The 23,494-nt window shown below is 36.7% G+C and carries 13 protein-coding genes; 5 read left to right on the forward strand and 8 right to left on the reverse strand.

What is annotated here, in order from left to right:
* Positions 1-196: 196 nt before the first annotated feature.
* Both V6670_RS03025 and V6670_RS03030 read right to left on the reverse strand, forming a co-directional pair.
* Positions 197-2,959, reverse strand: coding sequence for a DEAD/DEAH box helicase (locus tag V6670_RS03025; protein WP_338652539.1), 2,763 nt, complete (start codon positions 2,957-2,959; stop codon positions 197-199).
* On the reverse strand, positions 2,956-4,530 hold the full coding sequence (locus V6670_RS03030) for a hypothetical protein (protein WP_141903839.1): 1,575 nt from the start codon (positions 4,528-4,530) through the stop codon (positions 2,956-2,958). Before V6670_RS03030 ends, V6670_RS03025 begins: the two co-directional genes overlap by 4 nt.
* A gap of 205 nt (positions 4,531-4,735) precedes the next feature.
* Between V6670_RS03030 and V6670_RS03035 the strand changes: the two genes are divergently transcribed.
* On the forward strand, positions 4,736-5,212 hold the full coding sequence (locus V6670_RS03035) for a transcriptional regulator (RefSeq protein WP_036124322.1): 477 nt from the start codon (positions 4,736-4,738) through the stop codon (positions 5,210-5,212).
* 364 nt (positions 5,213-5,576) lie between these two features.
* Positions 5,577-6,407, forward strand: a complete 831-nt coding sequence (locus V6670_RS03040; protein WP_338652541.1) for a flagellin — start codon at positions 5,577-5,579, stop codon at positions 6,405-6,407.
* A gap of 40 nt (positions 6,408-6,447) precedes the next feature.
* Here the strand turns inward: V6670_RS03040 and csaB are convergent, their stop codons facing one another.
* The 5 genes from csaB to V6670_RS03065 all read right to left on the reverse strand — a co-directional run bounded on the left by csaB (position 6,448) and on the right by V6670_RS03065 (position 13,969).
* Positions 6,448-7,527 (reverse strand): polysaccharide pyruvyl transferase CsaB, encoded by a 1,080-nt coding sequence (csaB, locus tag V6670_RS03045; RefSeq protein WP_338652542.1) that lies wholly within the window; start codon positions 7,525-7,527, stop codon positions 6,448-6,450.
* A complete protein-coding gene (locus V6670_RS03050) occupies positions 7,527-9,440 on the reverse strand; it encodes a DUF5693 family protein (protein ID WP_338652543.1) in 1,914 nt (637 codons plus the stop codon). The genes csaB and V6670_RS03050 overlap by 1 nt, the downstream gene beginning before the upstream one ends.
* Positions 9,441-9,460: 20 nt before the next feature.
* Positions 9,461-11,017, reverse strand: coding sequence for a polysaccharide biosynthesis protein (locus tag V6670_RS03055; RefSeq protein ID WP_338652544.1), 1,557 nt, complete (start codon positions 11,015-11,017; stop codon positions 9,461-9,463).
* Entirely contained in the window at positions 11,014-11,754 is a 741-nt protein-coding gene (locus V6670_RS03060) for a WecB/TagA/CpsF family glycosyltransferase (protein WP_338652545.1), read from the reverse strand. Before V6670_RS03060 ends, V6670_RS03055 begins: the two co-directional genes overlap by 4 nt.
* 364 nt (positions 11,755-12,118) lie before the next feature.
* On the reverse strand, positions 12,119-13,969 hold the full coding sequence (locus V6670_RS03065) for an S-layer homology domain-containing protein (protein WP_338652547.1): 1,851 nt from the start codon (positions 13,967-13,969) through the stop codon (positions 12,119-12,121).
* A gap of 629 nt (positions 13,970-14,598) precedes the next feature.
* Here V6670_RS03065 and V6670_RS03070 point away from each other — a divergent pair.
* The gene (locus V6670_RS03070) at positions 14,599-17,934 is read left to right on the forward strand and encodes an S-layer homology domain-containing protein (RefSeq protein ID WP_338652548.1); all 3,336 of its coding nucleotides are present in this window, start codon (positions 14,599-14,601) and stop codon (positions 17,932-17,934) included.
* A 1,898-nt stretch (positions 17,935-19,832) separates the two neighbouring features.
* Here the strand turns inward: V6670_RS03070 and V6670_RS03075 are convergent.
* On the reverse strand, positions 19,833-20,315 hold the full coding sequence (locus V6670_RS03075) for a hypothetical protein (RefSeq protein WP_338652550.1): 483 nt from the start codon (positions 20,313-20,315) through the stop codon (positions 19,833-19,835).
* A gap of 340 nt (positions 20,316-20,655) precedes the next feature.
* Here V6670_RS03075 and V6670_RS03080 point away from each other — a divergent pair, with 340 nt between their 5' ends.
* Both V6670_RS03080 and V6670_RS03085 read left to right on the forward strand, forming a co-directional pair.
* Positions 20,656-20,880 (forward strand): hypothetical protein, encoded by a 225-nt coding sequence (locus tag V6670_RS03080; RefSeq protein ID WP_338652552.1) that lies wholly within the window; start codon positions 20,656-20,658, stop codon positions 20,878-20,880.
* Between the two features lie 685 nt (positions 20,881-21,565).
* Complete coding sequence (locus V6670_RS03085) at positions 21,566-23,458, forward strand: stalk domain-containing protein (RefSeq protein WP_338652554.1); 1,893 nt, start codon at positions 21,566-21,568, stop codon at positions 23,456-23,458.
* The last annotated feature ends 36 nt before the right edge of the window (positions 23,459-23,494 follow it).

The raw sequence follows: 23,494 nt of genomic DNA on the forward strand, positions 1-23,494 counted from the left end.
CTCCTTATATTTCTTGCACCGTAGCAACAGAAAGGAATGATGTATACACATATTAAAAAGACATTGCTGAAGACCGCACAGCAATGGATGTTTTGACACAACTAAATAAGAATGTTTGAAGTAAGTAGGGAAAAGAAGTAACGAGGTTCCACTAAAAGAGCGCCAAGAACAATGTAGCTCTTGGCGCATCTAATTACTATATGTCTAGTGTTATTAGATCACGAAGTTCTTGATCTTCTAACTCGGTCAACCACTGGCTTGATTGAATGAGTTCTTCGGATAATGCAGATTTCTGCACCAGCATTTTATCAATTTTTTCTTCAATTGTACCGATAGTTACAAATTTATGGACCTGCACGAATTGTGTCTGCCCAATGCGATAAGCACGATCAGTTGCTTGATTTTCGACAGCGGGGTTCCACCAGCGATCTGCATGTAAAACGTGATTAGCAGCTGTTAAATTAAGACCTGTTCCACCTGCTTTTAAGGAAAGAATAAATATAGGGAAGTCTCCTGCCTGAAAAGCCTCTACTAAGCGGTCACGCTGCTGCTTAGGCATAGCACCAGTTAAAAACGGTGCATCCACATTGTATAGTTCACTTAAACAATGCTGTAGCAATTGCCCCATTCCGATATATTGTGTAAAGATAAGGCATAGCTCGCCATTGTCCACAATCTCTGCTGCCATTTGTACAATGCGCTCTAGCTTAGTCGAACGTGCAAGCATTGTTTCGGCATCCTCGAAAGATTCCTTTAAATATAAGGCAGGATGATTACATAGTTGCTTTAACTTACTAAGCATCTTTAAAACACGTCCCTTTTTTTGAAAACCTGTTAACTGCTCTAGCTGATCGAGTGTCTCTAAAATATAGCCTTCATAGAGAGAAGCTTGCTCGGCTGTTAATGGACAGTATTCGTTCGATTCTAGCTTATCTGGTAAGTTAAGCTGTAAATGTGGATCACGCTTTGTACGACGCAATAAGAAAGGTTGAATTTTAGCCCGTAACTTCTGCTTATGTGATTCAGATTCGTCTCGTTCAATAGGCAAAATAAATTCTTCATTGAAGCGGCCAAAGCTACCTAAATAACCCTTATGAATGAAATCAAAAATAGCCCATAGCTCAGATAAGCGGTTTTCTACAGGTGTTCCTGTAAGGGCAATATGATGGTCTCCTAACAATTTACGAATGGCTCTTGATTGTAAGGTCTGCATGTTTTTTATATTTTGAGCTTCATCGAGCACAACAGTTGCCCATTCTATATTCTGTAAAAATTCAGTATCCTGCGACACAGTACCATAGGTTGATAAAATAACATGTGGTTTTTCGGCAGTCACTAGCTCTTTAAAATCCTCATCCTTAGCTCGATTTGTCTGATAATGCGTATGCACAATCAGTGAAGGGGCAAATCGAGCGAGTTCTTTTTGCCAGTTACCGAGAACTGAGGTTGGACAAATAATAATGGTTGGCTTCGTATAATCAGCTGCTGTCTCATAAATATGAAGTAAATAGGTGATCAGTTGCACCGTTTTCCCAAGACCCATATCATCGGCTAGACATGCACCAAAACCTTGTTCACGCATAAAGATTAACCATTCAAAGCCCTCTTGTTGGTAAGGACGTAATTCGGTTTGTAAGGATAAAGGAATCGGTACTGCTGGCAAGCCCTTCTTCTCCAAAAGCTGCTCCATATATGATTTTAATGATTGTTGTATTTCCAGTGCGAAAATTGGATCATCTCTTAGCGCATCATCGGCATCTTCTTCGAGAGGCGCAGACAAGTCTTCGGGTAATTCTCTAAACAACAATTCTCGAACAGTCCAACTTTCATCTTCTGCCTGCTGCATTAGTTCGCGCATTTCGTGCATCCAATTGGCATCGACTCGGAACCATTCCGTACCTATACGAATAAATTCACGTTTCTCATCCACCAGCTTTTTAAATTGCTCAGCTGAAATCGTTTGCCCATTCATAGAAAATTGCCATTTAAACGTTAAAATATCATCTAATCCTGCTACCTTCTTTGTGGAGACATTGTTAGTTGTTACACGTACACGTAATTTGGATTGTTTTAAATCTTTTAGCCATGCAGGGAGTACAACATCAAAACCAAGTGCCTGTAATCTGGCGAGATCCTCACGTAAAAAAGACCGTACTTCTGAGTCCTCCAATGTCACACGAATAAAGGTATCACTTCTGATATCGTCATTGGATAGAAGATTCACAATTTGTTGTTGCTGTTGTTCAATTTCAGTGGCGAACATTCGCCATTTTGTAGGAAGCGCCTCTTCAATTGGTAAGGATTGCTTACGAATAGCAGGAGTCCAGTAGTTTTTTGTCGTAGCAGTGCTGAGCACTGTTTCTAATAACCAGACATCGGCTTCATCTTCTGGTTCACTTAATCGTAAAGAAACTGAAACTGCACCGGCTTGACGAGCCTGATCCAATGGCCAGCCACCACGTAAGAAAAAGGGTAGAAGTTTTGGTAAATCAGCTAGTATTAGACCAACTTGTGAAAGCTTTTGCTGAACAGCTATTTCTAATAATGCTGTATCGACGTGATCAATAGGAAAAGTTAGCGAAGAAAAATCTTCCGCAATGACAGCGTATGACCAAAGTGAGGGCTCCTGCCAGTATTCCTGTAACGCCAGTACTTTTCCGAGCCATTCCTTACTTTCATCATTTGCACCAAGCCAATTAATAAAGGGATGTTGGAAGCTTGATGAAAAAATATCAAGTAATTCAGCAGTAGAAACCTCAATCGTGAAATCAGTCCGATTGGTTAATAAGCCATAGACATTTGCTTCATAGGTAAAGAATAATGAAGAAATTAATGTATCAGCGTCGATTGTCGTACCATTTGCAGTAAAACCCTGCAATGTAAAATATCCTTCCCGTGCTACATCAATACGAAGCTGTTGAGTTTGGGAAAAGGGGGAAGGAGCATTTATTGTCATCATACTAAGTTTCCTTTCTCAATTTCTTCTTGTAACGCACGTAATCGTTTATATTCTGCACGAATAGTTTGCATATATGTTTCAAAATAAGCTGTTTTGCCAGCTCGTTTTGCGGCACTACGCATACTTTTCCAAATACGCACAGCTTGCTTATAATTCATACGTGATTTTTGTGAAATTTCAGCCATTGCATAGACATGGTATAAAGGTAAAACAGTAGCTGGTTCAATCTGTAAGACGTCCTTTAATCCACACATTTCTAAATAGGATAGAGATGAAGGATTTAATTGATGGAGAGCAGCCCATTCACGGTAACGTCCTTTTTTAATTAAAAACGATGAAAATGGCTGAAGCCCATACACACCAAATGCACTGTATAACATTGCTTCCTCTTCTTCAGTAAGTTGTATGTCATCAAATAAAAGCTGAAATTGCCTTACGTACTGGGCTCTTTGAACGACTGGTACAACTTCCTGTAGGAAGGCTTCAGTCAATGGTAATATAGCTCGTAAAATGACAGCTAATGAATAGGACTCACCAGCACGTTGAGCAAAAGTAGCCAGTTCAAATAAATCCTGCATTTGCGATAAATCAATCTGTGCCAAATTTTCGAGCAGCAGATCCTCCTTCTGTAATAACACATAAAATAATAGCTTTAATGATTGCAAAGAAATTTCTTCCGAAGTGTTTTCTAGTTTATTTAAATAAGTTAGTTCCTGCTCGCGTCGAGGCTTCTCATAAAAAAGCACTGCCCAAAGCAGCATATATAGACGAAGTCGATGGGCAAACAGCCCTTGTCTTTCTAATAAAAATTCCCTTACTAGCTCTTGAATGGCATCATAAAAAGGATCAGTCGCAAAAAGACGTGACCGATTCGTTAACTCAGTAAGAATGCTCTCAAAGGATTGCATGCTTTGATCGATAAAGTATTTCATATAAGGAGAATCTAATGAATGCCCAGCTGTTGCATTTAAATGCCGCCATATAGTATTAAAAATAGCTAATTCCATATAGAGCTTATAAAGGGGTTGCCATTCACGTTCAAAGGGCATATGCCGGCGAAGACGCTCCAATGCATCTGTTCTTACAGCAGAAAGGCCATAGCCCTCTAATACTCGGCCAGATGGTAATAAGCGCTTCATTACTTCATCAACCATCATCGACCAGCTTTGTGGTCTACGTTCTTCTGCTAAGGTTTTTAGCTGGACCGATTTTTGAGCACGCCAAGCACTCGACCAATTTTGCACGGAGTCAAAGTATTGGTAGAGAGCGAGTAAAGCACCTACTTGATGTCGACACCATTTAGGTTGTGGACAGTTACAATGTAGCTCTTCCTTGTAAAAATCAATTTCAACAGAAGCGGGTCTGACATCCTGAACACTTGCATATAATATAGAACTTGTTCCATTAAAACGTTCAAAAACAATGGATTTATTTCTTACAGAAAAGACAGCACGACGCACTAGTTCTTCATCTTCCGTAGAGGAAGGATGTAGCCCTTGTTCAGCTTCTTTTAATTTAGTCAGCACAAATGCTTGATGTTCCTTAGCTATTTGCGATATAGACAATGCCATAACCTCACTCCTTTCATCATGTATGGCTATATTTAACATTGTTAATTGTAAGAATGAAAAAAAGACTGTCCTTCCATTATACGATTAAAATGCAGTAATGATAAGCTGAATGATCAGAAAGAAAAAAATGAATTCAAAGATAGTTAACAAGCCAATTGATTTGTGTTAAAATCTGAATAATCAGATAACTAAGGAGGGATGAAGGATGATGCAAGTTCAATACATGAAGCCGTTTTACACAAAAGTTACTGGAGACAAATTACGTCTCGTATTTGCTTATCAATATTTCTCTATTTTAAAAGAGAATGAGATTTTCCATTTCATTCCCATAGAAGGTAAAGAGATGATTATCAACATGAAGACACAGCAAATTGAAAATTTATCTGAGGTTTTTGTTTTCCAAAAAGGAAATCGTTTTATCCGATTACCACTTTATCAACTACTGCTTATTACGAATGTTCATGAGCATCTAGCACCAATACTTGAAAGCGCAACACCGAAGAAACAAATTCCACTTGTTTCATCTGTGACGGTTGGCGAAATCGATCAGCTTATCGCAGAATTAGAGGAGAAAAATTTTGATTATTTAATTGATCAAACATTATTGGAGAACGATAAAGAACTCTTTTTCGAACTGCTACAGCAAAAGAGCCATCAACTTGGAGGTTTAACAATTGAATAGATGGAATGCCCAGTAAGCACCTACTTTTCAGAAATGATAAGCAGGTGCTTTTACTAAAATTTAGCATGTATCTCCAGAAGGAGAAGAATTGTATTCCAACACAAGCTACGATAGGAGAACACCTTCATTAAACATCTGCTACTATCATATTGCCACAAAGCTGAATGAGCGATTTGCAAGTCAGCTAATCATCATCGCTCGTAATGGCTATAGGTCCACTAAAAAATCTGGACACCATTAAGCTGAAAGGAGTCATGTGCCTATAAATTGTTAATAATACATAAAAAATTAGCAACTATTTCCATAATGGTGATTAATAGAATAGAGAATAGGCCGATATACATATTAAGAAGGTGGTGAAAGCATGCTTGGTAAGTGGTCAGCTACGGGGATGTCGATCCTGAATAATATGAATCGGCATCAAAGTGCGATGAGTAAAGCTATGCTACGCATTTCGTCAGGTTATCGAATCAATAGTGCAGCGGATGATCCAGCTGGATTGGCGATTTCTGAAAAAATGCGTTCTCAAATTCGGGGATTGAATATGGAGGCTAAAAATATACAGGACGGCATTTCTCTCGTGCAGACAGCAGAGGGGGCACTGAATGAGACACATGCGATGATTCAGCGCATGCGTGAATTAGGAGTGCAGGCAGCCAATGATACATTAACCGATGATGATCGTGAAAAATTAGAGCTGGAGTTCCAAGAATTAAAGAAGGAAATTCAGCGCCTCTCTACGGATACAGAATTTAATACGAAGACATTACTCAATGGAGATCATGAGACAAATAGCATTAAAATTCAGGCAGGGGCCAATGCAGGGCAGCATATAGAATTATTTATCAATGGTATGGGCTCTGAAGCACTTGGTTTGAAGGATGTGTCCATTGCTACTCGTGAGGATGCAGATAAAGCGATTTCTTCAATGGATGAGGCTTTAAAACGTGTATCTAATGAGCGTTCTCGTCTAGGAGCGTACCAAAATCGTTTGGAGCATGCTTATAATGCTAATGTTAACACCGCAGAAAATTTACAAGCAGCAGAGTCTCGTATTCGAGATGCAGATATCGCTAAAGAGATGATGAATATGGTGAAGGCTCAAATTTTGATGCAGGCTAGTCAATATGTCTTAGCTATGCATATGCAGCAAGCACAGTCTGTTTTAAAATTATTAGAAATCGGAAAAAAATGATGAATTTCAATATTAATTGAAATTCATCATTTTTTCATGTTTATTGTGAAAAAACCTCAATGGCTAATTTTGCCGTTGCTGTTGCTTCATTTTGTAAGGGGATGATAGCCTGACGCATATTTTCTTGAACCGTCGTAAACGATTCAAGGATTGTGACGGCTTGTTCAAACAATGTCACACCGTTCCAATCATCTGCTTCGACATGTCCAATAACTGGCTGACTGACAATGTCAGCAAACGCATCGATTTTTGGATCGTACGAAATGGCGATAAAAGGAGTCGCATAGATTGCAGAAAAAATGAGAGAATGTAGTCGCATCCCAATTAATAATTGAGATTGTCCAATTACTGCGATTTTCTCCTCTATGGATAAATCGGCTGGCGCAATCAAACTTTTCTCCTTCATTAGTACAGCTACTTCTTGTGATGTTTTTAAATCATGCTCACCATGCATAGGTAAGAAGACAATTTGCTCACCTTGACGCACTAATTCGTCTAGGCTATGAGCAATTTTTTCTTTGTACGCTATGGCGGATGGCCAGTCACGCACGCTTACAGAGATATAGCTATCTGCTGATAATGTGACACTTTCGAGCCATTCACTATGAAAGTCGCTGCCGTTAAGTCCCATAACAGGGTCTGGCACAAGCTTAGCCTCTTTTCGCACACCAATCTCTGTTAGAAGAGCTTGAGAGGCTTTATCTCGGACTGTAATTTGCTCTACCTTATTAAAGACAGAGCGAACAATGAATTTACTTAGAGAGTGATTAATCGGGCCCATGCCTTGGGCGTAAACAAATACTGGTTTTTTCAACCATTTTGCTATTTGGATAACGCCCGCATAGTAAGGAATGGTTTTCATTCCTGTTTGATCCTGCATAAGGCTACCGCCACCGCTGATAAGTCCATCTGCACTTTTAAGCAATTGGCGTATTTCTTTCATTTTCCAACGATTCACGGCTTTGACACCGTATGTTTGCTCAGTAGCTGCTGGATTATTGGATAATACCGTGATTTCTATATCATGCTGCCACTTTTTTAGAGAGTGGATAATGGACAGCAGGATGGCATCATCGCCAACATTATCAAATCCATAATAGCCAGATAAAACAACGTGCATTATGACCACCTCGCGATTGCCTTAGAAACCCAACGATAACCAATTTTGAAGATGAGGATAAACACTAGTCCTACTACAAGACCAAGAGATACGCTGTATAGTGTACGCAAGACAGAAACAGCTACTGGGATGTGTAGGTGGGTAAATGTATTGACGATAGATAGGAATCCGATAACACCTGGTACAAGTAGGATACTACCCCATTTGCGATTAATCCCCATTACATATAACGCTAAAATAAAGAATGGGAAACCAATTAAAAATTCCTTCGTTCTTGGTCGAACATACAATGTATTTTCTAGCCATTGTCTAAAGGCTAATTCCATATCACTGACAGAGCCAGAGTTACCTGTACGGCTAATGTAAAATAAACCGATACCTGCGACAACCACTAGTAATAGCACATGCCAATATTTTAGTTCTTTGTTTAACAATGTGACGGTATTCGATAAAGATTTTTTGATGTTTTGCTCAGCTAGTCGGTTGATCTCAATTACAGTAAATAATAAAACACCCATAATTGGAATGAGATAAACAAGCTTAACCCCTTTAAATACGGCAAAGCCTGTCATAAAGGCATTACCATTCAATAAGCCAATGACAATGATAATCCCAATAAGGCTAATCGCTACAGCTTTCACATATTGCACCAAGATTTTAGACATTTTCGTAGAGCCTTGCGCCGATTTGATGACTGCATAAGTTGGTGCAAGGACTGCAATAATTAGTGCAAATGCTTGTAAGAATAGAGTACTTTTTAGAATAAAGTACGCAATAGCTAGTAACGCCATAAAGCCAGCTGCCGCTATACGAAGAGGCATCCATTTTACTAACTCTGAAACGATAAAGGTAAATAAAATACCTGCTAATAATACGGTTGCTGTGACCCAAGCTGGAACGGCAACTTTATCAAATAGCTTTGGTTCACCTGGTTGGAAATGATCGGGCATTGTATCATGAACACCATTTAAGTATTCAATCGTGTCTTCTATATTATCTTTGGCATTGCCTGTTGTTTTAATATGATAGAAGATGGAGCGAATATTACGCTCTTTGACAGCTCGTGTTGTACGGTCAATACTTGCATTTAACTTTAATTTTGTTTCTCTGTTGATATTGATACTATGCAAACGAATCATATGATAATCCGTCATTTGAGCGATTTTACTTTCGCCTTTAAGTGGGTTGCTTTCAATTGTGTAGAAGTAATAGCCAGCATCACTTAATTTTTCAACTAATTGATTGCCATCTTCTTGTCCAAATCCAATGGCTTCATCGCCTTGGCCAAGCAAACGACCAGCAGAAGCATCTTTTAACGCTAGTAATTGATTCACTATTTTTTCATTAGCTACTTCATTATCTGCATTTTCCACTTTAAAGATGTGGGCTAGTCCATGCTTACTAATCATATCAATCGCAGGCTGATCGTAGCCAATTGGTGTTTTTAAATCAAAATTGTGGTTAGAAGCAGGGAGGAAATAAAAAGCTTCTTCTCCTATTTGTACTTCCTCTGGTTCCATGCTTTCCATGATAAGCTTCTGATAGCTTTCATTTTCAGGCACTCGAATATAATAGCCACCCTTAGTGATATCAATAGCATCTTTATAAGGTGTAAATAATAATTGCGCTGCTAATTCGCTTTCTTTATAAACCGTAATGAAGTTTTGCTTTTCCATTTCCTTTAATGTTAAAGGCTCTAGACTTACCGTATTCAGTCCAGCATCCTTTAAGGAGGAAAGAATTTCATCCATTGTTAAATCGCTATTTTTTTCTGCGGTTTGTATTTCATGATAGGGAATGACAATTTCATAAGCATTATTCGATTGCTCAGCATTCCACCTCATCATCATACCTGTGGAGGAAACGATGAGTAAAAGAACAATGATTCCCCAAAGCCATTTCTGTTTCGACATAAGTGTCCTACCTCTCTTAATTATGAAAATCTTTTTCCGATAACAGGGATTTTCTTTAAATCTTGTTTATGGATTGCTTTCATCATCCATAGAAGAAGGAAATAAAGAGCTCCTCCCACTATGATTGCAACAGTTAGATAACCCATCGCCAACATTCGAGACCAATGTGTAAAATCAAGCCAAAGCGTTGGTAAACCAACGGCTGCCCCCATCACGATGGAAGACACAATCATTTTTACCGTATCTTTTCCAAGAACAGTGAAGCGAATCATACGATAAATAAAGACAGAATTCACAATAAACAACACTAAGTACACCAATAACGTTGCATACGCAGCACCATCTAAACCGAATTCTTGAATAAAGAAGATGTTCGCAAACACCTTGAGGACAACTCCACTCAAAATAATGATGGCTCCTGTTTTGGCAGCATTCATGCCCTGTAAAATACCTGTTCCAAGTAGTGTCAGGGATGTAAAGACCGAGCTAAGGTTAATGATGGCTAACATTAAGCTTCCCTCTAAGTCTTTGAAAAGAGCTAGATTTAAAGGCAAGGTTAAGGCTAGCAGCCCGATAGCAGCTGGCCAAGAAATAAGATGTGTCATACGATGTGTTCGTTCAATAATACTGCGTGTTTCATTCAATTTACGTTCTGCTAGCTTCGTTGTAATCAGCGGCACAAGTGGTAAGATAATTGAAGAAGCGAAAACCGTTGTGATTTGAACTAATGTCAGTCCTCGACCATAAATCCCGTAAAGGAAGCTAATTTCACTTGCATCTGCTCCAGCATTCCTTAAGCCATATGTGACTGTGAAGGAGTCAACGAAATTAAAAAGTGCCATTGTTACAGAACCAATTGCAATGGGTATGGAGATTTTTAAAATGGTTTTACTGTATGTGGAAAAGTCCTTACTAGAATATTTCTCTTTGCTCGTCACTTTTACCGAAGAACGGAAGTATTTAAAGAGTAAATAGAAAAGTGATCCAAGTGCACCTAATACAGAACCTGCCATAATACCACCAGCTACGATATCATTTGAATAATCCATCGCAACTAAGAAATACGCAACAATTAAAATTAAAGCGACACGTACTAATTGCTCAATTACTTGTGAGATGGCAGTAGGTCGCATATCCCCAAAGCCTTGGAAAAATCCTCGATAGACAGCCATATAGGGAGCAACGAGTAGTGTTAGGGCTACAATGATTAATGCAATTTCCGTTGAAGGGCCACCAAGTGCATTCGCTATCTGCTCTGAAAAGCCGTAAATGATTGTAAAACTAATGACGCCAAAGGATAATGCAAGGATTCTTGCAGTCACATAAATTTTCTTAATTTTGGCAGTATCCTTACTCGTCCTAGCTTCCGCAATCAGCTTAGAAATAGCGATAGGGATACCAGCAACGGATAAATACAGTGCCACCATATAGACAGGATAAACAAGACTAAAGATACCGAGTACTTCATCACCAGCAATATTTTGCAGTGGTATACGGAAAATACTACCAATTACTTTAGAAAGTAATGTTGCAATTGTTAAGATAAGTGTACTTTTGACAAAGGTTGACTGACTCATTTTGTTTTGCCCTGACCTTTAAGCTTTAATGCAAAAACCTTTAAAGCAAAGCGAGGGAGAACGAGCATTCTGCCAAAACGACTTGGCTGACGCAGCACTCGGTAGAGCCACTCCAAGTTTAACTTTTGCCAAATGACTGGTGCACGCTTTACAGTGCCAGCGATCACATCGAATGAACCACCTACACCGATAAATACACCCTTTGAAAATTTATCCAGATTTTCTGTAATCCATTTTTCCTGTCTTGGTACACCTAATGCTACAAACACGAGATCAGGCTGTAATGTCGCGATTTCATTTGCAAAATCATTATTATTCCAGTCGAAGTAACCATCATGATAACCAACGACATCAACATTCGGGTAGTTTTTATGAATATTCGCAACCGTCTTTTCGATTGTTTCTTTTTGTGCACCTAATAAATAAATTTTAAAATGCTTCTGCTGACCTACTTCCAGCAGCCGTACCATCGTATCATAGCCTGTTACACGCTCTGGCAGTGATTCACCAAGGATTTGTGCAGCTTTAACGACACCAATGCCATCCGCACAAATGTAGGTCGCCTGCTGTAAATAATTCATCACAGTGGCATTTTCGTTTGCCTGCATAACAACTTCTGGATTGGCTGTTACAACGAAAGTCTTTTCTTGCTGTTCAATACGATGAACGAGTAAATCAACAAACCCTTGCTGATTAATATGTAAAAAGGGTACGCCCATAATTGTTACATGCCTCATATAGTGTTCAAACCTTTCTGTAATTCCTTTTTCACTGCAATCTATCATACCATAAAAGCAATATTGACAGGAAATTTTCGTATAGGGGTTTAGTCGTTATGGAAAAGGGTATATCTCAGACAAGGGAATGAAAGTGGAAAGGGATGTCGATAGTCATAGTCGAGTAGCGCCTATTACTTAGCATGATCGATGAAACAGCTAAATAAGCATAAAATTGTACTAAATTTTAGGAGAATTTTTTCATAATCCTAACATATAATTTCGAGTTTCTTCTATTATATAGCGATCAAATAGTAGGACAAAAATGAACAATAAAAAGAGTGCGCAGCAATGTCGCACTCTTTTTTAGATGATCGCAATCGAATCATTTTTTTACAATATAATCACCATGCACCCAGCCAGTTTTGCCGTTGTAGATTACCTGATACCAGGCACCATTTTTTATGAACTCACCTTTGTCATCGACTTCACCAATAATAAAGCCATTCGGTTTCACTGTTCCTAAAATAGCGCTTGTAGTGGAAGGTTCACTTCTGACATTGAGCGTGATATTCATGTTAACAATCTGTAGACCATTTTCAAGAACGACATAATCATCAAATACCCAGCCTTCTTGTCCATTAACACTTACTTTGAACCAGCCACCATTTTCGCCAAGGACTTTAAAGGATGTATCCTTTGGTAAATTCGTAATGATTGAAGCATTATCAGTGGTAGTCGGGTATGTTCTCATATTGAGATTAATTGTAGCCTTGCCTGTTGCTCCAGCTAAACCTAAATCCAACGCATATTGCTTCGTTGGGCTTGGTAATGATGGCGCGGAAGATTGACTTTGATAAGCAGGTACATCAAACACCAAATTGGTTGTTGTATGAGCACCAATTAATTCGTAGATGTCATAAATCTTTTTTGCTTGAATGACTGCCCACATCACATGCGTAGCATATTGGTGAACGGTTGGATTTTCAGGATTCCAACGCATTTTATATAGTGTGTCTTGCCCCTTGCTAATATACTGATCCTTTACAAATTGCGCACCACCGATAATAGCATCCTCAACAGTAAACCAACCATTTGCATAGGCACGCTCAGCCCCATATTTATTAGCATCTGCATCAATAGCACCAATACCATAAGCATTGTAAGTTTTCTTAATCGCTGTTAATTTTTCACGATTTTCTGCGGTCGCCATCATCGGTTTACCATTAGTATCTAAACCAACCTCGATACCTTTAATAAGTGAAGAGCCACCATTGGCTGTTTCATGTAAGGCATGGGACACCAAATAAATGGCATTGACATTGTTATCGACACCCGCTTTTATAAAGGCATCAGCTGTATTCGCTAAGCTTCCTTTATTCGCAAGTACCTTATCATTCAGTTCCTTTGCACTAAGGTTATTCACCACAGTAGATAATTTTAAAAATTGATAATAAGATGGGCTATCCTGCATAAAGCTTTTTGGGTGCACATAGTATGACACTAGTGCCTCGCTAGCCGTGAAAATGCCTGCACCATCGACCTTTGGATTATTCTTCGCCTGATTACGCACCACCGTAGAGTAATCGTGTGAGTAGTTCGTCGTAGTGTATTGCTTACCACCTGTTTCAGGTGCTTCCAAATGGATTAAACGATAGAGCACAGTAGCTGCCTCGGCACGAGTTGTTTGGGCAAGAGGTGCAAATTGATTATTAGGCTTCCCGACAAGTAGTCCTGTCGTGACGACAGCTTGTACATCTGCATAGGCCCATTTGGCAATACGAGCATTATCACTAAACGTAATAGGGGAGGAAGTTGTGTTGATGTTTTGATAATGGAGAGCCCTTTTTAACATAGCCGCCATTTCCTGACGGTTAATATGATCATTCGGGTTAAACTTACCTTGCTCATCACCTTTGATCAGTCCGTGATAGCTTGCCTGTTCGATGACTCCATAATACCAGTCGCCCTTCTTAACATCTGAGAAGGTTGCGTTACTAGAAGCAGCTGGCAGATTAAGTGTTCTAACTAGAAATGCAGCAAACTCAGCACGAGTGACAGCATCATTCGGACGATAATTGCCGAATTCATCACCTTTCATTAAATCGTTGGTAATAAGATAGTTCATTTCATGGTAGGCCCAGTGCTTCGAAAGATCTTCTGCTGAAGCGGAAGTAGGCGCCAGATATAACATTCCAGCAAGCACGGCCCCGTAAAGAGGAAATTTACGTTTCATTTTTTTAGCTCCCTTCAATAGCTGATGATGTTCTATCAAACTATCAAAAGTGTAGCATAAAAATAGCCAATCTATCATTACAACATGAGGACAGATAGAGACTGCTTTTTATTAATATAGTAGAAACTCTTGAAAAGTCTGGATTTTACAGAAAAGTACAAACAGTATTACTGTAACTTTACAATTATTACTAAATTATTACGGGAGTCTTTAATTTTTGACAATTTAGTAACCATTCTAGAAAACACTTGGTTATTAAGGAGAGTCAGGTATAATAGGTAACGGAACTATATGTTACCAATCCAAATGAGGGGATAAATAGATGGGAGATTTTCCATTGCTATAAAATACCACACTAGGTATGGAAAAAAAATCTTCTATAACTAAATTTATGTCCCAGTGCTTGAATTATGGAAAAAAGAGTGTTATATTATTGTAGAAAGTGAATAAGCTTACTAGAATGGTATTCTACTACTCTTTTTCTAGTAACTTTACTAAGAAAATTTGCTTTAGTTTTGAATTATTCAGGAAAGCTATAATACATAAATTTAGGCAACTAATTATGGTGGTACTATAGTTTTCATTGGAATAATATCAATTTTTAGGAATATTAGGGAGGAATACAAATAATGGCAAAGCAAAACAAAGGCCGTAAGTTTTTCGCGGCATCTGCAACAGCTGCATTAGTTGCATCAGCAATCGTTCCTGTAGCATCTGCAGCACAATTAAATGATTTCGATAAAGTTTCAGGTTACGCTAAAGAGGCAGTTCAAGCTTTAGTTGACAGTGGTGTAATTCAAGGAGATGCTAACGGCAACTTCAACCCAACTAGCACAATCACTCGTGCACAAGCTGCAACAATCTTCGCAAATGCTCTAGAATTAGAAGCTGAAGGTTCTGTAGACTTCAAAGACGTAAAAGCTGATGCTTGGTACTACGATGCAATCGCTGCAACTGTAGAATATGGAATCTTTGAAGGTGTAAGCGCAACTGAATTTGCTCCTAACAAACAATTAACTCGTTCAGAAGCAGCTAAAATTCTTGTTGAAGCTTTCGAATTAGAAGGTGAAGCAGATCTAGGTCAATTCGCTGACGCTTCAACTGTTAAATCATGGGCTAAATCTTACCTTGAAATCGCAGTAGCAAACGGCGTTATCAAAGGTTCTGAAGCAAATGGTAAAACAAACTTAAACCCAAATGCTTCAATTACTCGCCAAGACTTCGCAGTTGTATTCTCACGTACACTTGATACTGTAGATGCAACTCCAAAAGTTGACAAAATCGAAGTAGTTGACGCTAAAACTTTAAACGTTACTTTAACTGATGGTACTAAAGAAACTGTTACTTTAGAAAAAGCTCTAGAGCCTAACAAAGAAACAGAAGTTACTTTCAAAATCAAAGACGTTGAGTACACAGCTAAAGTTACTTATGTTGTAACTACAGCTACTGCAGTTAAATCTGTATCTGCAACTAACCTTAAACAAGTAGTAGTAGAGTTCGACGGTAAAGTTGATCCATCTACAGCTGGCGAAAAAGGAAACTACACTCTTACAGGTACTAATTCTCCTGCAGTTGATTCAGTAACTGTTGAAGAAGATGGTCGTTCTGTAACTTTAAATATTGTTGACAAACTTGAAAACCAAGCTGAATATAAATTAGCTGTTAACAACATTAAAGCTGGCGACAAAGTTATCAATGCTAAAGATTTAAAATTCAAGCCTCTTGATAATACAGTACCAACTGTATCTAAAGTAGAAGCTTTAGGTAACAAAACAATTCGTGTACACTTCAGCGAGCCAGTGAAACCAGCTCAAACTTCACAATTCAAAATTGATGGTAAAGTTGTTGTAGGTTCTATTCAAACGAACTTAAACACTGTAATCATTAAATTATCTTCTGCTTTAGCAGATGGAGAACACACTCTAACTGCTGAAGGTACTGAAGATTACAATAACTTCAAAACAGTTCAAGCTGACACTAAATTCAATGTTGTTGAAGATAAAACTGCTCCAACTGTAGCTTCAGTAGTAAGTGCTTCATTCGAAAAAGTAGTACTTAAATTCTCTGAGCCAGTTGAACAAGTATTTGCTTCTAACGTTTACTGGATGCAAGGTGGAGCTAAAAAACAAGCTTCTTCTGTAAAACAACTTAAAGATGATACATTTGAATTTACATTCGTAGGTGACAATAAACTGGTTTACACAACTGATTTATTTGTAACTAATGTGAAAGACTTCTCTGGCAACGTAATTGATAAAGATACAAAAGTTCAAGTAACGCCTGTAATCGATCAAACTCGCCCAGAAGTAATTAGCTCTACTTTTGTTAAAGATTCAAACAACAAAAAAATTACTATTAAATTTACAAAATCACTAGACACAGATACAGCTAAAAAAGCTGCTAACTACGTGATTAAAGATAAAGACGGTAAAGTACAAGCAATTTCTAGTACTGTCGATGTTTCAAAAGACAAAGAAGTAACAATTACTTTACTTGGTAATTTAAAAGATAACTCTGATTACACATTAAGTGTAACAGGTGTAAGTGATAACACTACATTGAAAAATGTAATGCTTCCATACACTACAACTTTATCAGTAAAAGACGTAACACCTCCTGAATTAACATCTGTTACTCGTTTAAACGATAAACAACTTTATGTTGCATTTAGCGAAGCAATGGCTACAAGTGGAGACGGCTCAATCGTTGATACTGATAAATATACTGTTACTAAGCCAGATGGTAAAACATTAACAATTGCATCATTTAATGTAACTCAAGATGCAAAAGGTGTAATTCTTAACTTCAATGATGTTCTTCCAGCAGAAAGTACTACCTTTACAGTTAAAGTACAACTAGTTAAAGATTTAGCTGGAAATTATTTAGAAGGATTATCTAAAACATTACCTGTTGCAGCTCAAACTGATACTAAAATCGACACAGTTAAAGCAACTGCAAAAGATAAAGTTGAAGTAAAATTCACTAACCCAATTCAATCACTAGTTCAAGGTGATTTCACTGTAGAGGGTTCTGAGATTGCTCACTCTGAGATTTCTACTGATGGTAAAACAGTAACTTTCACATTAAAAACTGATTTACCTGAAGATGTACTAAATGGAGCTAACCCACCAGCTCTACGTAAACTTACTGTTAAAGCATCTCCATCTACTGTTGATGTATTAGGTAAAAAAATTACTGCTGAATCAAAAGATATTGCTGACAAAATCAAAGCGACAGTTAAAGAAGTAGTAAAAGTTGCTGGTGCAGACAACCAAATTAAAATTACTTTCAACGAAGCAGTTACTGCAACTAATGCAGAATCTGATTTCGTAGTAGTTGATAATTTAGATGAAAATAATAAAGTTACAGTAACTAACGTAGCATCAGCACTTGGAGATTCTAAATCAATTATCTTAACTTTAGATAAGCCATTAGTTTCTGCTACAGTTTCTGCAAAAGATGCTCGTTTCGTTAAAGATGCTGCTCTTAATACAATTGCAAACATTGATGCGACAACTGTAGAATTAGATAAAGTAGATGCTGCAGTTAATGCAGTGATTTCACAAATCGCTAGTGCAAATACAATTGCTGAAGTTGAAGCTGCTAGAGCAGCATATGTAGCATTAACAACTGCTCAACAAACATTAGTTACAAATGAATTAGCTCTTCAAACTAAAGAGCAAGGTTTAGTTGATGCTGAAGCACTTAACATTACTAAAGCAGCTCTAGAAACACCAGCATTAGTAACTGGTGCAAACGTACTAAATAAAGCTCAAGGCTTAGTTGCTACAGGTTTCACTGTAACAATTGAAAATTCAGCTAATGCTGCTATTGCAAATACTACTGGTATAGTTACTCATCCAGCATTACCAGCACCTGATGCTACAGGTAATGTAGTATTTAAAGTTGCTAAATATGGTAAAGAAAAAACTGTAACAATTAATCTTACAGTTGCTGCTCAATAATTAGGGAATGTTTGGCACCCAAAAAATATTGTAAATAGAAGTAAAGTACTGTGGAGAGATACTCTCTATAGTACTTTTCTTTTTTATGGTTGCGATATTAAATTTAGGAACTCACTATAGACGCAATCCTTTAGTGGCAATTGAAGGATTGACTGTTAAACCGATCGCTCTTATACATGGATAGTAAAAACCTAAGAAAATCAATATGAGGGTTGGAAGTATGGAATGTTTGAAGTATTATAGTTAGCCGTTTGGACTTTGTATGGCAATATATGTGAAGGTTGGAACTAGCAGAAGCGTAGGATTTAGAGTAGATTTATAAAAAACTTATTTCCAGAATTTATTTCTTTCCAAAGTTAAATTCAGAGGCAATCATATTATATGATAGTCTCTTATTTTATTTTGTATCTACTCTATGAAAGAAAGTAAACTTAAGAAAGAAAAATTCCCAGTTTAGTTAATATAGAGTGATACTTTGTAATGTTTATTATATTTCTTAATCAATGTAATCTGATTTTTAATACAAACCTTTTCTTAATAAACCAATAAATAAGCAATAGCAAACTCTTAAAAGTTTAACACCTATGTATTTAGTTATTGAATAACTTTAATGAAAAAAGGAGATGAATAAGTAAAAATTATTAGGTAGGTTAAATATGGAATTTTATAAAGAAAAAGAAATCTTTTGCTACGGTTGCCGTAAAAAACTATATTTACTTATAGAGATATGAATAGAAAGAACGGGGTAGACAGTCATTGTGGTGAATGTTCTGGGATTTGGTTTGAATGGCAAAATAGAGCTGTTGAGAGGGGGATGGAAAAGTGGATTGATATAATTAAACATCTTATCAAATGACTAATAGGTTGTTTATCAATATTTAAATAGAGAGTTTATACTTGAAGCTCTGTAAAGGAAGTGTCAGCAGAGCTTTTTTATTATGAATATAATAAATTTCTTCATAAAAATATTTTATCATTTAGTCCAGTTAAATGTATTAAGTCTAAAATATGGTAATACTAATACTAATACTAATACTAATACTAATACTAATGGGGGGCACTTTCTCGTATATGAAGTTAATAAGCAATAGTAATAAAGGCAATAATAAGCGGAAAAATTTTTAGATTCTTCATGTGAAGTGCATGCTTAATAGATTAGAGTCATATCGTATTATTGATAAATAACAGACATTATTTTCGTTAGCTATTTCATCAACAAATTCAGCAACTTGTTCGGTTTACTAAAAAAACTTTTTGCATTTTGTTTTTTAGCATAAATATAGATGTGTCTCTAGGTTATATTTCGAATGAACTTTTGAATCTTTCCTTTTATATAACTATCCCATTTTATTAGTTTAAAAAATATAAATTTGGTAAATAACTATACTAAATTATTAATCTGAAAGGAGTTAAAAGATTAAAAGAGATAAAGAAATACTGGGAAAGCACTCGAGAAGATATTCCGATATTAAATAACCCCTTTTTGTATGAAGGGAGGTATTGTTTAAAGAAGGTAGTTTTCTCAAAGATTGTTGCTGTTAAAATTAAAAAACAGATTTAATCTACAAAGCGTGTAGAATAAATCTGTTTTTTGTAGTTTGATTTTCATGAATCAAAATTACTAAAGGATTCCATTAGCCATTCCTGTAGCACTAAAATAAGAGCTATACCACAGAAAATGAAAGATGTTTAAGTTCTTTCACAGGAAAAGAGATGCCTTAATCCATAATCGTACCTGATTGCTGAAGATCGTTTTTTCTGTGTCCCCAAACTTTTATTTTAGAACTTTTTTTATCGAACTTAACAGTCTAATACATTGCAGTCCATCTCGCGCTATTTTTTTATTACGGGCTTACTGTTTACTGATGACGAATTTAAACAGGGATCTCGTTTAACTATTAAAGTGGAGAAACCACAAGTTGATAGTATTTATCCGGCGTATAAATAATGTTGTATGGCGAGAATATGCCAATAACATATTGTGGCACAGAGCCATCACTTTTTAGGCCAGGAATGTTTAAATAAACATTTTGGTAGAAGTCTCCATTATCTCTGGCTACTTCAACATATTTTCCATTTATTTTTTCATATACTACTACCCCATAATTGTATCCACCATCAGGAACTTGCAAAGCAATTTGATAGCCATTAGAATTAATTCCATATTCAAATTTCCAATAATCAATATCATTTACTGAACTGATGTAACCTCTATTTATTGCCTCATCGATGTTATAAGTAATAACCTGACTGCCAGTAGCCCAGCTATCGTTCGGTTCTGTTTCCCACTGAATATAATTCGCTGAGGCCGCTGAGGCACCTGTGGACAATAAAAATATTGTGAGTAATGTCATAATAGAAAATGTATAGAGTTTCTTCATTTTTCAAACCTCCTAATATATTGTTTGGGTGACCAGCTAATACTAGATTATCACATTGTATGTTAATAAGGAATTATTTTACTTATAACTATTATTTTACAATTGTTGTAATTAAACAGGAAATAAAAATCGAACTCTATCAGTATTCACTGCGGATTATAGCTTATTTATATTGTTGTTTAATCGTTATATAATATCCACAAATTAGAAAACATCAGTGAAAGTGAAAGCCTATCAACCTTAATTTAGAGTGTATACTTTGTAAAGGATATTTTGAAAAACAGAACTTCTTTGAACTGTCCCTAGAAAATACCAAACGACTTTATCTTACTCACCTACGATGAATAGTTATGAATACACAAACCAAACACCATTTACTATTAGTTTTGTTGGAGATGGTGAAATATTAAAAACTTATACACTCTCAAAAGATAACAATGTAATTAAAGTTGATATCCCAATTGATGTAAAAAGGACAGTTGGAGTAATTATAGAAGGTGACGAAACGGATTACTCAATTGTCACATTACTAGGATCAAAATTTATAAATAAGTTGAACAGGTAACTTATATAAAAAACTTTATTTGTAGGCAGTAAGCCACTAATGCGTTTAAAAAGCATCTGATGAAAAGTGGACTCTTTCAAACCCCAAAATGCATATTATGGAAGATAACCCTGAACACATATAAAAAATTATAATAATCGTCGTATTAAATATGTATAATTTCTATTTTTAGGTAATTAAAAAAATAAAAAAAGTAGCTAATTTATCTTTGGATAGATTAGCTACTTTTATTTTTAACTTACATTTAAAGTGGATTGTTCTTCTTGGATAGCCTTAATAGGCTCTGTTCTCCATACTTCATTTTCTATGGTGATTACCCAAAAGTTATGTAACTTTTTTCTATAAAACGAGTCTAATTAAGAAAATATAACTTTACTGGGAGTTCTAATAGTAATGAAGTTACTTATCAAATATTATTCACATATAATTTGATAAAAAGCTGACTTCATTACCTTTAAAATACAGTACGATGGGGGTTATACATAAGGATTTATCAAGTAGCAATGAGTTTGATAGAAAATGTTCATGGAGATTTGGAAATAGCCTTTTCTTTCTATGAAGCTTTTGAAGGAGAGGGGTTAGCACTCTAGTACCGAATTCAACTCTTTTCGATAAAAATCCCACATTTTAGGGTTTTTTCGTGTTAAGATGTTAAAGACTATGGAATGTGAAAAAGGAGATTAGCATGTTTAAGAAACTTAGGAATACATGTATTGTATCGGCAGTTGCTTTGGCTACCATTTTGCCTGGACAAGCATCTGCAACAGCTATTGGTAAAGATGGAATTCAGATAAAAAACAATGTTTCGATTATGATTAATGGAGAGACGATTAGTGTCAATGACCCTATCTTAAATAAATCGGATTTCTTATTATTACCGATGCGCGCATTATATGAGGCGATTGGTGCGAATGTGGAGTGGAATAAGGATACATTGACAGCGTCAGCTACTCGAAATGGTAAGCTTGTCGATTTAACGATTGACTCTATGAACGCATTAGTAGATGGGGAAGAGGTGGCGATGGATGTCGCACCGTTTATGTATAAGGACCGAACTTATATGCCATTACGCTTTGTCAGTGAAAACTTTGATGGCACTGTGAATTGGGACCCCGATACTCAAAGTGTAGATATTACGTTATCTGATGAAACACCAGAGCAACCTCAAGAAAACCCATATATTTTACATATTAATAATCATCGCATTGTGATGAAAGATCCAATTGTGATGAAGCAATCAAGATCCTATATCCCAGCGAATTATATATATGAATACCTTGATGATTCAACAGGTATGTGGCTACCAGATAACTCTTTTGAATTACAAATAGCTGGCATGAGCTTTGTTTTTAAGGATAACAGTAATCAAGTTTTAGTGAATAATGAAGTTGTCACATTAGAAGAGGTTCCTTTTGTTCAAAAAGGGAAGATGTACGTTCCTATTACCTTTGTAGTGAATGCATTAGGCGGAAACTTGCGTTATATAAGTGAAAAACGAGAAATGTATTTATATGTCTATCATTATATGTATACAAGCTCTTTCCTTGAAAAATCATTTGGTTCAACAGCTTATCCAGAAGCCGTTCCTTCTGCTCGTTTAGAGGGAGATCGTGATTTATTTATTAGTGACAACCCAGAAACTTTAACACGTAAATTAGTTCCTAAATCAAATGCTACGCTTGCACAATACGATGTTAATGCAGCAGCAGCAACGAATAAGCACCGTATCTTTGGTTGGCATTATAACACATTAGGGACAGATGTGAAGCTTGGGATTACGGTTCAAAATAAATCTACTACAGAGAGTATCAAGGTAACAGAATCGAAGGGCATTAACCAAAAAACTGGGAACAGCTGGGTAGGCCACGATATTGGTTTAACAATTGCTGATGCTGTTTTAAATAACAAGCTTCAAAGATCAACAAGTAAAGGTACTGTGATTGAACCAGGAGAAACAAAGGTTATTGAAACATACGATTTAGAATACGACTATATCATTGGTTTTTTACATGATTTAGATATCCAAGCGGCTAACGGTGGAAAGCCAGAGTATACGATTCGTACAGTGCTTACAAAGGATAATAGTGACTTAAGAACGATTCAATCAGAGCAGGTTGCTGTTGATGAATATGCTAAACATCCAAGGGGTGCGTGGCCAAGTGCTACAATTCTAGCAGAGCTACCAGCCTATACAGTAGATTCTCCAGAGGTAGGCTATAACATTTCTAACGGACGTACAGACCATTTACAAACGGCTGAAAATTCCTTCTCCCAAATCAATGGAGCAGTAGGGAATCCAGGTCATTTTGGCATGAACTATAAGGTGTCGATTCCAGTGGTGAATTCATCTGGCACATCAAAAACGATTAAGATGAAATTAGCTGGTCGTGGTGGTTTATATAGTGGTGCTATTAAGGTCAATGGTAAAGTATATTTAGTGCCTTCTTTACGAGTAGGAACAGAATATGTTGAGCTGCCAGAGTACACAATTGATGGTTCATCAGGAACAATTGAATTAGAACTAATGCATGCTGGTGGTGTCAATCTTCCAGTAGCTATCTATGTAGGAACAAAATAAAAAAGTCACTGGCACGGGTCATGTGACATGAGATCG

This window comes from Lysinibacillus sp. Y5S-8, from assembly GCF_036894365.1.
GTDB lineage: Bacteria > Bacillota > Bacilli > Bacillales_A > Planococcaceae > Lysinibacillus > Lysinibacillus fusiformis_D.